Source organism: Streptomyces sp. NPDC001848 (assembly GCF_042891915.1).
Taxonomy (GTDB): domain Bacteria; phylum Actinomycetota; class Actinomycetes; order Streptomycetales; family Streptomycetaceae; genus Streptomyces.
The window spans coordinates 37,466-52,691 of record NZ_JBIATP010000009.1 but is presented as its reverse complement, the minus strand read 5'-3'; the positions used below and the strand labels follow the sequence as shown (position 1 = coordinate 52,691).

At 70.7% G+C, this 15,226-nt stretch carries 11 protein-coding genes; 5 read left to right on the top strand and 6 right to left on the bottom strand.

What is annotated here, in order from left to right:
• Position 1 precedes the first annotated feature (1 nt).
• From ACFYZJ_RS19660 to ACFYZJ_RS19650, 3 genes are all read right to left on the bottom strand, one after another.
• Complete coding sequence (locus ACFYZJ_RS19660; protein ID WP_388569618.1) at positions 2–868, bottom strand: hypothetical protein; 867 nt, start codon at positions 866–868, stop codon at positions 2–4.
• Between the two features lie 192 nt (positions 869–1,060).
• A complete protein-coding gene (locus ACFYZJ_RS19655) occupies positions 1,061–2,170 on the bottom strand; it encodes a metallophosphoesterase (RefSeq protein ID WP_388569615.1) in 1,110 nt (369 codons plus the stop codon).
• Between the two features lie 239 nt (positions 2,171–2,409).
• Positions 2,410–3,522: a LacI family DNA-binding transcriptional regulator gene (locus ACFYZJ_RS19650; protein WP_388569613.1), complete on the bottom strand. Its 1,113-nt coding sequence runs from the start codon at positions 3,520–3,522 to the stop codon at positions 2,410–2,412.
• A 409-nt stretch (positions 3,523–3,931) separates the two neighbouring features.
• Between ACFYZJ_RS19650 and hisC the strand changes: the two genes are divergently transcribed.
• From hisC to ACFYZJ_RS19625, 5 genes are all read left to right on the top strand, one after another.
• Positions 3,932–5,011: a histidinol-phosphate transaminase gene (hisC, locus tag ACFYZJ_RS19645; protein WP_388569611.1), complete on the top strand. Its 1,080-nt coding sequence runs from the start codon at positions 3,932–3,934 to the stop codon at positions 5,009–5,011.
• A gap of 225 nt (positions 5,012–5,236) precedes the next feature.
• Entirely contained in the window at positions 5,237–6,745 is a 1,509-nt protein-coding gene (locus ACFYZJ_RS19640; protein WP_388569609.1) for a cytochrome ubiquinol oxidase subunit I, read from the top strand.
• A gap of 20 nt (positions 6,746–6,765) precedes the next feature.
• Positions 6,766–7,785 (top strand): cytochrome d ubiquinol oxidase subunit II, encoded by a 1,020-nt coding sequence (gene cydB / locus ACFYZJ_RS19635; RefSeq protein WP_388569607.1) that lies wholly within the window; start codon positions 6,766–6,768, stop codon positions 7,783–7,785.
• Positions 7,786–7,838: 53 nt separating this feature from the next.
• Positions 7,839–11,342: a thiol reductant ABC exporter subunit CydD gene (gene cydD / locus ACFYZJ_RS19630; protein WP_388569604.1), complete on the top strand. Its 3,504-nt coding sequence runs from the start codon at positions 7,839–7,841 to the stop codon at positions 11,340–11,342.
• Between the two features lie 91 nt (positions 11,343–11,433).
• Positions 11,434–12,498, top strand: a complete 1,065-nt coding sequence (locus ACFYZJ_RS19625) for a M23 family metallopeptidase (RefSeq protein WP_388569601.1) — start codon at positions 11,434–11,436, stop codon at positions 12,496–12,498.
• Between the two features lie 46 nt (positions 12,499–12,544).
• Here the strand turns inward: ACFYZJ_RS19625 and ACFYZJ_RS19620 are convergent, their stop codons facing one another.
• From ACFYZJ_RS19620 to ACFYZJ_RS19610, 3 genes are all read right to left on the bottom strand, one after another.
• On the bottom strand, positions 12,545–13,432 hold the full coding sequence (locus tag ACFYZJ_RS19620; protein WP_388569598.1) for an HAD hydrolase family protein: 888 nt from the start codon (positions 13,430–13,432) through the stop codon (positions 12,545–12,547).
• A 77-nt stretch (positions 13,433–13,509) separates the two neighbouring features.
• Complete coding sequence (locus tag ACFYZJ_RS19615; RefSeq protein WP_388569595.1) at positions 13,510–14,412, bottom strand: LLM class flavin-dependent oxidoreductase; 903 nt, start codon at positions 14,410–14,412, stop codon at positions 13,510–13,512.
• A gap of 74 nt (positions 14,413–14,486) precedes the next feature.
• On the bottom strand, positions 14,487–15,047 hold the full coding sequence (locus ACFYZJ_RS19610; protein WP_388569593.1) for an RNA 2'-phosphotransferase: 561 nt from the start codon (positions 15,045–15,047) through the stop codon (positions 14,487–14,489).
• Between the last annotated feature and the right edge of the window lie 179 nt (positions 15,048–15,226).

Below are 15,226 nucleotides of genomic sequence, written 5' to 3'. Positions count from 1 at the left end.
GTCACTCAGGCTTGTGCTCCGGCCCCCCGAAGTCCGGGCTCGTGAAGTCCGGGCTGGTGAAGCTGGGGCGCGTACCGGTGGCCGGGCCGCTGTCGGGGCTGCTGAACCCCGGGCGGTCGTAGCCGAGGTGCGGGATGCGGCCGGCGGTCGTCTCCGGTGCCTTCCGGGTCATCGCGGCCGTGCCCGGGTCGCTGAGCGCCTCACGGAGGAACGGCAGGATGCCGCGCTCCAGCAGCGCATCGTGCCAGGCCTCCCTGGCCCGGGCCACCTCCGTCGTCAACGTGCCCGACGCGTCCGCGTCCTGCCTCGAGGAGCTGTTGCGCAGGGCGGTGAGCAGCAGGCCGATCGCGGCGACCAGGATCGACGCCGCGGTCACCGCGCCGAAGACCCAGCCGGTGGTCAGGAGTGTCCGGGCGAACGCCTGATCGGGCTTGACCATCTTGAGGATGTACCCCACGAGCAGGAAGATCGCCGCGGCGGCACCCGCGAGGAAGGGGGCGAGGACGGCGATGACGGCCCCGGTCCCGGCGCCCGCGGCGGCCTCTCCCACGGCAGCTGCGAGCCCCAGGGCGTCCAGGTCCGGTTCCGGGGAGCCGGACGTGCTGTCCTGGACGATCGGGGTGGACGGCGCCGGTCGGCGCAGTTCCTCGCGGACCGTGACGTAGTGCTGGTACTCGGTGGCCGCCGCCGCGGTGATGAGGGCGGTGGCGTTCAGCGCCATGGTGCGCAACTGTTCGGGGTTCAGCCGCTGACCCACAGCGGCCAGATCCGGGCGGTGTGGTGCGGAGCGCAGCGCCTCATCGAGGATCCGCTCGTAGTCCTGGCGGTCCTCGCTCAGCAGGTGCTGCGGAACGCTGTTCATGTGCATCCCCCGATGCTCCGTAGGGCTTGGGGCTCGGCATGCTGACGAGCCGTCGGGCAGAAACGGAGGGGAGCCTGCTACGGATAAGCCGATGGTAGAGCGGCGACGGCGCGCGGTGACAGGGGGTTTCCGGAAAATGGCCCCGGCCTGCGCTCTTCTGCGCGGTCCTGCGTCGGGGGACGCCTGTCCGGCGAGGACTCAGATATCCAGCGGAAGTTGCTGGACCAGCAGCTTCCCGGCCATGGTCACGCCGCCGTCCATCGCGATCGCCAGCCCGTCCGCATAGATGTGCGGCCCCTCGACCACCGGACCCGCGCTGTCCTCGCCGTCCTCCGAGCCGACCTCGCCGAGGAGGTAGGGAATGGGGCTGTGGCCATGGACGATGCGCCTGCCGCCGTAGGTGTCCAGCAGAGACCGTACGGCGTCCGCGCCGCCCTCGTCGCGGAAGGAGAAGCGCTTGGTGAACTTGCGGAAGAGGTCCCACACCTCGTCCGCGTCGTTGCGGGTGAGCGTCTCGCGGATGGTGTCGTTGACCGCCTCGATGGAGTCGCCGTAGTCGAGGTAGGCGGTGGTGTCCGAGTGGACCAGCAGGTGTCCGTCGACCTCCTCGACCGCGTCGAGGCGGGCCATCCACTGCAGGTGGTGGTCCTGCAGTCGGTCCATGTCGGTCTTCTGTCCGCCGTTGAGCAGCCAGGCCGCCTGGAAGGTGGCGGTGCCCGCGCCGGAGTTGACCGGCGTGTCGCCGAACCGCTTGGCGCCGAGCAGCAGCAGCTCGTGGTTGCCCATGAGCGCCTTGCAGTAGCCGCCGGCCGCAGCCGCCTCCGCGGACAGCCGCATCACCAGGTCGATGACGCCGATGCCGTCGGGCCCGCGGTCGGTGAAGTCGCCGAGGAACCACAGCCGCGCCGTGCCGGCGCACCAGCGCCCCTCGGCGTCGATGAGGCCCTTCTCCTGGAGCGCCGCCACGAGCTGGTCGAGGTAGCCGTGCACGTCCCCGACGACGAACAGCGGACCGGGGCCGTCCCCGGACTGCGGAGCGGGCGCGGACGTGGGGGCGACGTTCACGTGGAGCGTGTCACCGCGGTTGATGACAGGGAGGTCCCGTTCGGTGGGCGTGTACGCGTCGGAGTAAGGGTGGGGGTGGGCCTCCGGGGCGGCGACGGCTCCGGCGACCTGGTCGGGCGGCGTGCTCTGCGCGTACGGACCGGCTTCGTGCACGTACGCGGGTACCCGGAAGTCGCGCAATGTCGCCGTCCGCTCCACTTCGGGTCCCTGACCGGCCCCCTGAGTCATCGACCCCTCCACCATCGCGCCGCATCTGCACCGCATCGGACTGCCTGGTCGCAGCGGCCCGCGGTGTCGTGGGCCCATCATAGGAATGCGGATCGCGCCATGTGATGACCCAGGGGTGGTGAATCGGGGAAGCCCTCCAGTTCACTGCGGCTTTCGCCCTAAATGGGCGGGGGTTTCCCCGCCGGTGTCCCGGCCGCCGGCCGCCCGCGGACGACTGGTACGTCACCCGCGGGCCCCTGCGGGCCCTGGGCGGGCTACCTCTGTTCGGGCGACCGGGGCGGGCTGACCGTGGTACGCGGCGGGCGTCGCTCGGACGACGTACGCACGATCAGTTCCGTCGGTATCACCTGCTCGACCGGCTGCTCCGGCTGGACGCCCTCGATGGCGTCGATGAGGAGCTGGACCACCGCGGTGCCGATCCGGCGCGGTTTGAGGGAGAGCGTGGTGACGGGAGGCTCGGTGTTGGCGTACACGGCGGACTCGCTGCAGCACACCAGCAGCAGGTCGTCGGGGACGCGCAGGCCGTACCGGCGTGCGGCGGCGAGCAGGTCGGTGCCGTTCGGGTCGAAGAGCCCGTAGACCGCGTCGGGGCGGTCCGGGCGGGCCAGCAGCCGGTCGGCGGCGACTGCGCCCGCGCACGGGTCGTGGGCCGGGTAGGCCTCGTAGACCGGGTCCTGTCCGACGCGCTCGCACCAGTTCAGGTAGGCGGTCGTGGACAGGTGCGTGTACGTGTCCGTCGTGGTGCCGGTCAGCAGCCCGATGCGACGGGCGCCCGCCTCGGCCAGATGGTCGAGGATGCCGAGGACGGCGGCCTCGTGGTCGTTGTCGACCCAGGCGGTGACCGGGAGCGAGCCGGCCGGGCGGCCGTCGGAGACAACCGGTAACCCCTGCCGGACCAGCTCGGTGACCACCGGGTCGTGGTCGGAGGGGTCGATGACGACCGTGCCGTCCAGGGCGACGTTCGACCACACGTCGTGGCGAGAGGTCGCGGGCAGGATGACCAGGGCGTATCCCCGGGCGAGCGCGGCGGAGGTGGCGGCTCTGGCCATCTCCGCGAAGTACGCGAACTCGGTGAAGGTGAAAGGTTCATCCCCGTACGTCGTCACGGTCAGGCCGATGAGGCCCGACTTTCCGGTACGGAGGGTGCGGGCCGCGGCCGAGGGCCGGTAGCCCAGTCGGTCGGCGACCTCGCGGACGTGGCGTCGGGTGGCGTCCGGCAGCCGGCCCTTGCCGTTGAGGGCGTCGGAGACGGTCGTGATGGAGACCCCGGCGGCGGCGGCCACGTCTCTGATGCCCGCCCGGCCCGGCCGGCTGCCTCGGCGGGAGGTCTCTGCCCGGCTCACCTGGTGCTTCCCTGCTGCTGTCATGGCGAGCCGATAGTAGGGCTCATGTGGTGGGGTAGTGCGGACGCATATGCACCCGTTGACAGTGACGTTTCTGCATGATCGAAAATGGTCAAGTGCCTGGGAATGCAAGGGACTTGAACGATCTAAGGTCAATAGATGGCGCGACGGCCCGTATGGGCCTGTCCCGGTGGCCTTATTGCGAAGAGGTCTCAACTCACCTGCACGGGGGATGCGCGCCACGGCGTGAGCCACCGGCGCGTGCGACAGGGGGCGACGCGCCCCCTGGGCCCACGCGCCTTCATCCCGTGATCCACAGGGGACGGAGCGGTTGTCCACAGCCCATTCGCAGCGGCGCCGAATCCTCATAAGGTGAGAAGCATTGGATGCCGGTGGCGGTCACGAGCCGGTGGTGTGCGCGAGGAGGACTGCGGTGAGCGAGACGAGCCCGAGGCTGCGTGCCGAGCTGGAGGATATCCCCACCTACAAGCCCGGCAAGCCCGCCGCGGCCGGCGGCCCGGTGGCCTACAAGCTGTCCTCGAACGAGAATCCCTACCCGCCGCTGCCGGGCGTGATGGAGACGGTGACCGCGGTCGCCGCGTCCTTCAACCGCTACCCGGACATGGCGTGCACGGGCCTGATGAGCGAGCTGTCGGAGCGCTTCGGGGTGCCCCAGTCGCACCTCGCGACCGGGACGGGCTCGGTCGGTGTGGCCCAGCAGCTGCTGCAGGCCACGAGCGGCCCGGGCGACGAGGTGATCTACGCCTGGCGGTCCTTCGAGGCGTACCCGATCATCACCCGGATCAGCGGTGCCACAGCGGTGCAGGTGCCGCTGACCGAGGGCGATGTGCACGACCTGGACGCGATGGCCGACGCGATCACCGACCGCACCAGGCTGATCTTCGTCTGCAACCCCAACAACCCGACGGGTACCGTCGTGCGCCGGGCGGAGCTGGAGCGCTTCCTGGACCGCGTGCCGGGCGACGTGCTGGTGGTGCTGGACGAGGCGTACCGCGAGTTCATCCGCGACGTTCAGGTGCCGGACGGCATCGAGCTGTACCGCAAGCGGCCGAACGTGTGCGTGCTGCGCACCTTCTCCAAGGCGTACGGCCTCGCCGGGCTGCGCGTCGGCTTCGCGGTCGCGCATGAGCCGGTGGCCGCGGCGCTGCGCAAGACGGCGGTGCCGTTCGGTGTCAGCCAGCTGGCGCAGGAGGCGGCGATCGCCTCGCTGCGCGCGGAGGACGAGCTGCTCGGCCGGGTCGGGTCGCTGGTGTGCGAGCGCACGCGCGTGGTCGACGCGCTGCGCGCCCAGGGCTGGACGGTGCCGGAGACGCAGGCGAACTTCGTCTGGCTGCGGCTGGGGGAGCGCACGGTGGACTTCGCGGCCGCCTGCGAGCAGGCCGGCGTGGTCGTGCGGCCCTTCCCGGGCGAGGGGGTGCGCGTGACGATCGGCGAGGCCGAGGCGAACGACATCTTCGTGAAGGTGGCGGAGGGCTTCCACAAGGAGCTGTAGTCCCGCCGGCTCCTCCTGGGTCCCGCACGAGCGGGGCCCGGGATTGTGCCAGATGCCGCCCAGTCCCGTTTGGGGACCCCCCACCTCTCCGGCTCCTCACCGCCATGCGTCATAATTGCTTGTGAATGTGAACGCGTTCACAAGCGAGCCTGATTGTTCCCATGTTGAGTGGGGCAAGCCGGGCAAACTGCCGCGTGACCACGGCGACGTAAGGAGAAGGACGACGTGGACATAGCTTTGGCGCCGGAGACCTTGGCGCGATGGCAGTTCGGCATCACGACCGTCTACCACTTCCTGTTCGTCCCGCTCACCATCTCGCTCGCCGCGCTGACGGCCGGCCTGCAGACCGCGTGGGTACGGACGGAGAAGGAGGGGTACCTCAGGGCGACGAAGTTCTGGGGCAAGCTCTTCCTGATCAACATCGCGATGGGTGTCGTCACCGGCATCGTCCAGGAGTTCCAGTTCGGCATGAACTGGTCCGCCTACTCCCGCTTCGTCGGGGACGTCTTCGGTGCCCCACTCGCGTTCGAGGCCCTCATCGCCTTCTTCTTCGAGTCCACCTTCATCGGGCTGTGGATCTTCGGCTGGGACAAGCTGCCGAAGAAGCTCCACCTGGCCTGCATCTGGATGGTCTCCATCGGCACGATCCTGTCGGCGTACTTCATCCTGGCGGCCAACTCCTGGATGCAGCACCCCGTCGGCTACCGGATCAACAAGGCGAAGGGCCGCGCCGAACTCACCGACTTCTGGCACGTCCTGACCCAGAACACGGCGCTCGCCCAGGTCTTCCACACCCTGTCCGCGTCCTTCCTCACCGGCGGCGCCTTCATGGTCGGCATCGCCGCCTACCACCTTCTCCGCAAGAAGCACGTCCCCGTGATGAAGAGCTCGCTGCGGCTCGGACTGGTCACCGTCGTCATCGCCGGCCTGCTCACCGCGGTGAGCGGTGACGTCCTCGGCAAGGTCATGTTCAAGCAGCAGCCGATGAAGATGGCCGCCGCAGAGGCCCTGTGGGACGGCCAGAACTCGGCGCCGTTCTCGATCTTCGCCTACGGCGACGTCAGCAAGGGACACAACTCCGTCGAACTGTCCGTCCCCGGCCTGCTGTCGTTCCTGGCCGACGACGACTTCACCTCCTACGTCCCGGGTATCAACGACACCAACAAGGCCGAGCAGCAGAAGTACGGCCCCGGCGACTACCGCCCCATCATTCCCGTCACCTTCTGGGGCTTCCGCTGGATGATCGGCTTCGGCATGGCGTCGTTCGCCATCGGCCTGGCCGGACTCTGGCTGACCCGCAAGAAGTTCCTGCTGCCGCAGCATCTGCGGGTCGGTGAGGACGAGGTGCCCCATCTGGTCCTCTTCCGGAACAAGGCGCTCGGCCCGACGCTCACCACCTGGTACTGGCGTGTCGCGATCTGGACCCTCGTCTTCCCGCTCATCGCCAACTCCTGGGGCTGGATCTTCACCGAGATGGGCCGTCAGCCCTGGGTGGTCTACGGCGTGCTGCGCACCCGTGACGCCGTCTCCCCCGGTGTCTCCCAGGGCGAGGTCATCACGTCGATGACCGTGTTCACCGTGCTCTACGCGATCCTCGCCGTCGTTGAGGTGAAGCTGCTGACGAAGTACGTCAAGGCCGGACCGCCCGAGCTCACCGAGTCCGATCTCAACCCGCCCACCAGGCTCGGCGGCGACTCCCGGGACGCCGACAAGCCGATGGCCTTCTCGTACTAGGCCGAGGGAGCGCTCACACCATGCAACTTCACGACGTCTGGTTCGTCCTCATCGCGGTCCTCTGGATCGGCTACTTCTTCCTGGAGGGCTTCGACTTCGGAGTCGGCATCCTCACCAAGCTGCTGGCCCGCAACCGCCCCGAGCGTCGGGTGCTGATCAACACCATCGGCCCGGTCTGGGACGGAAACGAGGTATGGCTGCTCAGCGCGGGCGGCGCCACGTTCGCCGCCTTCCCCGAGTGGTACGCCACGCTCTTCTCCGGCTTCTACCTGCCGCTGCTGGTCATCCTGGTCTGTCTGATCGTGCGCGGTGTCGCCTTCGAGTACCGGGCGAAGCGGCCTGAGGAGCACTGGCAGCGCAACTGGGAGAACGCGATCTTCTGGACCTCCCTGATCCCGGCGTTCCTGTGGGGCGTGGCCTTCGCCAACATCGTGCGGGGCGTGAAGATCGACCAGCACATGGAGTACGTGGGCAATGTCTGGGACCTGCTCAACCCGTTCGCGCTCCTCGGCGGCCTGGTCACGCTGGCCCTGTTCACCTTCCACGGGGCGGTGTTCACGGCACTGAAGACCGTCGGGGATATCCGGCAGCGGGCGCGGAAACTGGCCCTGGGCGTCGGGCTGGTGACAGCTGGGTTGGCGCTTCTCTTCCTTGCCTGGGCCCAGATCGATCAGGGGAACGGCAAGAGCCTGGTCGCCATGGTTCTGGCGGTGGCCGCGCTCGTGGCGGCGCTCGCAGCCAACCAGGCGGGCCGTGAGGGATGGTCGTTCGCGTTCTCCGGGATCACCATCGTGGCCGCAGTCGCCATGCTGTTCCTGACGCTCTTCCCGAACGTCATGCCGTCCACGCTCGACGCGGACTGGAGCCTGACGGTGAGCAACGCCTCGTCGAGCCCCTACACCCTGAAGATCATGACCTGGTGCGCCGGGATCGCCACGCCGATCGTCCTGCTCTACCAGGGGTGGACCTACTGGGTCTTCCGCAAGCGCATCGGCACACAGCACATCGCCGTCGACGGTTCCGCCGGCGCCGTGCACTGAATCCGGTGGGGCGGGGTGTTTCACGTGAAACACCCCGCCCAGGACCGAAGGGCATGTTTCACGTGAAACCCATCGACCCGCGACTGCTTCGCTACGCTCGGGCCACGCGCTTCTTCCTCGGGGCGGTCATCAGCCTGGGCGCCCTCGGAGCGGCCCTGGTCATCGCCCAGGCGATGCTGATCGCCGAGGTGGTGGTCGGTGCCTTCCAGCACCACCAGGCGGTCGTGGAGCTGCGCACACCTCTGCTGCTTCTGGTGGCCGTGGCGGTCGGACGCGCCCTGGTGTCCTGGCTCACCGAGCTCTCCGCCCACCGCGCGAGCGCGGCGGTGAAGTCGGAGCTACGGGCAAGGCTGCTCGAGCGGGCCGGGGCCCTCGGTCCCGGGTGGCTCGACGGACAGCGCACCGGTTCGCTGGTCGCTCTGGCCACGCGGGGAGTCGACGCCCTCGACGACTACTTCTCGCGCTACCTGCCGCAGTTGGGGCTCGCGGTGGTGGTGCCGGTGGCGGTGCTGGCGCGGATCGTCACCGAGGACTGGGTCTCGGCGGCGATCGTCGCCGGCACACTGCCCCTGATCCCCCTCTTCATGATGCTGATCGGCTGGGCGACACAGTCCCAGATGGACCGCCAGTGGCGGCTGCTGTCCCGGCTGTCCGGGCACTTCCTCGACGTGGTCGCCGGACTGCCGACGCTCAAGGTGTTCGGCAGGGCCAAGGCCCAGGCCGAGTCGATCAAGCGGATCACCGGGGAGTACCGGCAGGCGACCATGCGGACGCTGCGCATCGCCTTCCTGTCGTCCTTCGCACTGGAACTCCTGGCCACCATCTCGGTCGCGCTCGTCGCGGTGGAGATCGGTATGCGGCTCGTCCACGGCGACATGGATCTGTACATCGGGCTGGTCATCCTGGTGCTGGCCCCGGAGGCGTATCTGCCGTTGCGGCAGGTGGGGACCCAATACCACGCGGCTGCGGAAGGGCTTTCCGCAGCCGAGGAAATCTTCGCGGTCCTGGAGACTCCGGTACCGGCCCCCGGGGAGCGGCGCGTTGCGGACGGGCCGATCGTCTTCGAGGGCGTGACCGTCCGCTATCCCGGGCGGTCGTCCGCCGCGGTGTCCGAGGTGTCGCTGACGGTGGCACCCGGTGAGACCGTGGCTCTCGTCGGACCGAGCGGGGCAGGCAAGTCCACCCTGCTGAACGTCCTGCTCGGGTTCGTGCCGCCCACCGAAGGGCGCGTACGGGTCGGGGGAGTCGATCTCGCCTCGGCCGATCTGGAGGAGTGGCGTTCACGGATCGCCTGGGTGCCGCAGCGGCCTCACCTGTACGCGGGCACGATCGCCGACAACGTTCGGCTGGCGCGGCCGGACGCGGACGACACCGCGGTGCGGAGGGCGCTGGACGACGCTGGGGCGCTTGAGTTCGTGGACGCGCTGCCCGAGGGGATCCGCACGGTGCTCGGCGAGGACGGGGCCGGAGTGTCCGCCGGGCAGCGGCAACGGCTCGCGCTGGCCCGGGCGTTCCTCGCCGACCGGCCGGTGCTGCTGCTGGACGAGCCGACGGCGTCCCTGGACGGGGCGACCGAGGCGGAGATCGTGGAAGCGGTGCGCCGGCTCGCCATCGGCCGGACGGTCCTCCTGGTGGTGCACCGGCCGGCACTGCTGGGGCTGGCGGACCGGGTGGTGCGGCTGGAGGGGGAGCAGTACACCACGTCGGGCCACCTCGCGCCGGGCGGCCCGAACCCGCGGCAGCGCCGGGAGACGGTGAGTCCGCCGCCTGCCCAAGGCGAGTCGGCCCCCGCCCCGACCCCGGTGCGGGGCGGTGGCGTGCTCGCCCGCGTGCGTGCCATGGCCGGACCCCGTCGTGGGCGGCTCGCCCTCGCCCTGGTGCTCGGCAGCCTCGCGCTCGGCAGCGCGGTGGGGCTGATGGCCACCTCCGGTTGGCTGATCTCGCGGGCCTCCCAGCAGCCGCCGGTGCTGTACCTGATGGTCGCCGTCACGGCCACGCGGGCGTTCGGGATCGGACGGGCCGTGTTCCGGTACGCGGAACGCCTGGTGTCCCACGATGCCGTCCTGCGCATGCTGGCCGACACCCGCGTCGCCGTCTACCGGCGCCTGGAGCGGCTGGCCCCGGCGGGACTGCGCACAACCCGGCGGGGCGATCTGCTGTCACGGCTGGTCGCCGATGTGGACGCGCTTCAGGACTACTGGCTGCGCTGGCTGCTGCCCGCGGGGGCCGCCTTCATCGTGTCGGCCGGCTCCGTGTGCTTCACCGCCTGGCTGCTGCCCGAGGCCGGTGCCGTCCTCGCTGCTGGGCTGCTCGCGGCCGGCGTGGGGACCCCCCTGGTGACGGGGGCCGTGGCGCGCCGGGCGGAACGGAGGCTGGCGCCCGCCCGGGGTGTGCTGGCGACCCGAGTGGCCGAGCTGCTGACCGGAACGGCCGAGTTGACGGTCGCCGGTGCGCTGCCGGAGCGGACCGCTCGGACACGGCAGGCCGACGCCGTGCTGACCCGCATCGCCTCCCGCGCCGCCACCGCGACGGCGCTCGGCGACGGGCTCACCGCGCTGGTCACCGGGCTGACCGTCGCCGCCTCCGCCCTCGTGGGCGCACAGGCCGTCGCCGAGGGGCGGCTCGGCGGGGTGGTCATGGCGGTTCTGGTGCTCACGCCCTTGGCCGCGTTCGAGGCGGTCCTGGGGCTGCCGCTCGCCGTGCAGCACCGCCAGCGGGTGCGGCGGAGCGCCGAGCGCGTCCACGAGGTGCTGGACGCCCCCGAGCCCGTGCGCGAACCCGAGCGGCCGCAGTCGGCTCCCTCGTCGCCCTTCCCCCTGGTCCTTGCGGGGCTCACCGCCCGGTACGACGGGCAACAGCGGGACGCGCTCAGCTGCTTCGACCTCACCCTCGAACAGGGCCGCCGGGTCGCCGTGGTCGGTGCCTCGGGCGCGGGCAAGACGACCCTCGCGCAGGTTCTGCTGCGGTTCCTGGACGCGGACGCCGGCTCCTACACGCTGGCCGGCACGGACGCCCACACGCTCGACGGCGACGACGTACGGCGCCTGGTCGGGCTGTGCGCGCAGGACGCCCATCTCTTCGACAGCTCCGTGCGGGAGAACCTGCTGCTCGCACGGAAGGACGCCGGGGAGGCGGAACTGCGCGGCGCGCTCGCGCGGGCCCGGCTCCTGGACTGGGTGCAGGGGCTGCCCGACGGGCTGGACACCCTGATCGGGGAGCACGGCGCCCGGCTGTCCGGCGGTCAGCGGCAGCGGCTGGCCCTGGCCCGCGCCCTGCTCGCCGACTTCCCCGTCCTGGTCCTCGACGAGCCCGCGGAACACCTCGACCTGCCGACGGCGGACGCGCTCATCGCGGACCTGCTCGCCGCCACCGAGGGCCGTACCACCCTGCTGATCACCCACCGGATGGCCGGTCTTGAGGAGGTCGACGAGGTGATCGTCCTCGCGGACGGCCGGGTGGTCCAGCGGGGCGGCTATGCCGAGCTCGCGGCGGCGGAAGGGCCGTTGCGGGAGATGCTGGAGCGGGAGGCCCAGGGGGACCTGCTGGGAGCCGGGTGAGGGACCCCGTTGGGCCATCCGAGGCCGCCCGTTCCTCCAGGCGCAGGACGTCAACAGGACCCGGCCCGCGACACGGGTCACGATCGTTGACATGCAGTCATCGCGCAGGCGGGCCTTGCTCGTTTCGGTTGTGCTGTCCGCGGTCGCCACGATCCTGGGGCGGTCCGCCGTGGCCGGGGGCGGGACGGGGAGCGACGGTGCCGATTCGTCCGCCGCCCTACGGGTGGCACGGCTGTACCAGGAAGCCGCCGAGGTGGCGCGGCAGTACGGGACCGGGCGCAGGGAGGCCGAGAAGCAGCGTGCCCGAGCGCGCCGTGACGAGAGACTCCTCATACGGGAGCGCCGGAGGAACGCGGCCCTCCACCGGAGGCGCGGGGATCCGGGTTTGATCGCGCCCGCCCAGTACCACCAGAGCGGCGCTCCCCCGTATGTGGCGCGGACACTCCTCCCCGACGCCACCTTGAAGTTGATGCGAGGTCAGCACTCGCTCGCCGGAGCGGATCGTGCGGGCGCGAACGCGGTCGCCGGTATCCACCTGGTGGAGGACCGCCTCGCCGCGGACCTCGCCGAGGCGTCGGCACAGTCGCGGCGGCTGCAGAAGCGGAACGCCGAGTTGGCGGACAGGAATCGGACCGTGCAGGCGAAGCTGGAGGAGGCACGACAGATCCTGCAGAGACAGGCCGATGCGGCCGCCGCCACGGGATCGTGCCGGGGCGCCGTCCACCTGGGCGGACCGCCGCAGAGGACGGCGCGCGCCTGGAACGCGCCCGTGGAGTCGTACAGACTGTCCGCTCCCTTCGGCAGCGGAGGCGATCACTGGGCGCATCGGCACACCGGCCAGGACTTCGCGGTGCCCATCGGGACCCCGGTGCGGGCCGTCGGCGCCGGGAAGGTGGTGCGGGTGGCGTGCGGCGGCGCCTTCGGGATGGAGGTCGTGCTCCAGCACCCGGGCGGCTACTTCACCCAGTACGCCCATCTGGCCGCTGTCACCGTCGGCCAGGGGGAATTGGTGGCCACCGGCCAGTGGATCGCTCAGTCCGGCACGACGGGCAACTCGACCGGTCCGCACCTGCACTTCGAGGTCCGGGTCACTCCGGAATGGGGGTCGGGCATCGATCCGGTGCCGTGGCTGACGGCACGGGGCGTACGACTGTGAGGGCGGTACCCGAGTGAACCGCCGTCCGGGGCCCGGTCCCGGCGGCTTACGACCGCTGCGCGAGGATCCTCTCGATCACCACGGCCACCCCGTCGTCGTTGTTGGCGACCGTACGCCCCGACGCGGCGGCGATCACGTCCGGGTGGGCGTTGCCCATCGCGTAGGACTGTCCCGCCCAGGTGAGCATCTCCACGTCGTTGGGCATGTCACCGAAGGCGACGACCTCCTCGTGGGAGATGCCGCGCTCGGCGCAGCACAGCGCGAGGGTGCTCGCCTTGGAGACGCCCGGGCCGCTGATCTCCAGCAGGGCGCTGGGGCTGGACCGGGTGATGGTGGCGCGGTCGCCGACGGCGAGCCGGGCCAGGGAGAGGAAGGCGTCCGGGTCCAGCTCCGGGTGGTAGGCGAGGATCTTGAGCACCGGCTCCTGGGCGCCGGGGGCGTCCGGTGCCAGCAGCTGCTCGGCGGGTGCGAGCAGGTCCGGGATCTCCATGTGCAGCTTCGGGTACGCCGGCTCCTGGTAGAAGCCGTAGGTCTGCTCGACGGCGTACACCGTGCCGGGTGCGGCGTCCCGCAGCAGCCGTACGGCGTCGAGCGCGTTCTCCCGGGCCAGTTCGCGGATCTTGACGAAGCGGTGGGTGCCGGGGCCGCCGTGCAGGTCGACCACGGCCGCGCCGTTGCCGCAGATCGCCAGTCCGTGACCGTGGACGTGGTCGCTGACGACGTCCATCCAGCGGGCCGGGCGGCCGGTGACGAAGAACACCTCGATGCCGGCCTCCTCCGCGGCGGCCAGCGCGGCGACGGTGCGCTCGGAGACCGACTTGTCGTCGCGCAGCAGGGTGCCGTCGAGGTCGGTCGCGATCAGCCGGGGCGGGACGGTGAAGGCCGGGGTCTCGGGCTGTCGGGTCGCTGAGGTCACCGGCCCATTCTGGCGCATATGCCCGCACGGCCGTGCGGCACCCCGCACACCTGAGTGGTGACACTGCTCACCAGCGCCGTCACCTCCCGTCATGTTCAGCCCAGCTTCGCCGGGGCCTCCGTGGCGATCTGCTCGAAGACCTTCTCGTCCGCCGCGAAGTCGGAGTCGGGGATGGGCCAGTGGATCACGATGTCGGTGAAGCCCAGCTCCGCGTGCCGACCGGCGAAGTCGACGAACGCGTCCAGGGACTGAAGCGGGCGGTTGCGGTCCGGGGTGAAGCCGGTGAGCAGGACCTTGTCGAGCTCCGCCACGTCACGGCCGACCGCGGCGCAGGCCTCGGCCAGCTTCTCGCTCTGCGCGCGCAGGGCCCCCAGCGACTGCTGAGGGGTGCCGGTCTCGTACAGCTTCGGGTCGCCGGTCGTCACCCATGCCTGACCGTGGTGGGCGGCGAGCCTCAGGCCGCGCGGGCCGGTCGCGGCAATCGCGAAGGGCAGCCGCGGGCGCTGCACGCAGCCCGGGATGTTCCGCGCCTCGTGCGCGGAGTAGTACGTCCCCTGGTGGGTGACGGAGTCCTCGGTGAGCAGCCGGTCGAGCAGCGGGACGAACTCGCCGAACCGGTCGGCGCGCTCGCGCGGGGTCCATGGCTCCTGGCCGAGCGCGGTCGCGTCGAAGCCGGTGCCGCCCGCGCCGATGCCCAGCGTGATCCGGCCGCCGGAGACGTCGTCCAGGGAGATCAGCTCTTTGGCGAGGGTGACCGGGTGCCGGAAGTTCGGCGAGGTCACCAGGGTGCCGAGGCGCAGCCGGCCGGTGACGGCGGCGGCGGCCGTCAGCGTCGGTACGGCGCCGAACCAGGGGCCGTCACGGAAGGACCGCCACGACAGGTGGTCGTAGGTGAAGGCGGTGTGGAACCCGAGCTGCTCCGCACGCTGCCAGGCGGAACGCCCGCCCTCGTGCCAGCGGACGTACGGAAGGATCACTGTGCTCAGACGCAGACTCATGCGTCGAGCGTAAGGGAGCCGGGAAGTGCTCGTGGCCGAGATTGATCAGAAAGGCCCGGAATCGCAGCCGCGAGTCAGCGTTTCTCTGGGAAACGCAGGTAGTGCGGCGGTACGGCCTTGGTGAGCCACACCCCGTTCTCGCTGAGGTGGAAGACATGGCCGTCGCGGTGCATGGCGGCGGCGTCCACGGCCAGCACCACCGGGCGGCCGCGGCGGGCGCCGACGCGGGTGGCGGTCTCGCGGTCCGGGGAGAGGTGCACATCGTGCCGGCCCATGGGCTTCAGGCCCTCGGCACGGATCGCGTCCAGGTTGCGGGCCGCTGTTCCGTGGTAGAGGTACGCGGGCGGGGACGCCGGGGGCAGCCCCAGGTCGACGTCGACGCTGTGGCCCTGGCTGGCGCGGATGCGGGTGCCCTCGATCGCGAAGCGTTTCTTGTCGTTGGTGGCGACCACCCGGTCCAGTTCTTCGCGGGTGATCGGGAAGCCGTGGGCGGTCGCCGCGGCGAGCAGCGTGTCGATCTCCACCCAGCCGCCGTCCTCCAGCCTGATCCCGATGTGCTCCGGCTGGTGCCGCAGGTGCTTCGAGAGGTACTTCGACACCTTCACGGTACGTCTGTCGTCATTCCCTTCTGTCATCTTTCCAGCGTGCGGGAGAGACACGGATCACGCACCTGTTTTTGTTCCCGAGGTTTGGTCCACAGCCAACCCTGCTTATCCACAGGGGAATTGGCGGTTCTGTGGACAACTGGTCGCCGTCTTCGCCGTATTCGTCAAGTAAGTTGCATATGCGGCGGACTTGCCGAACCGGACGGCGG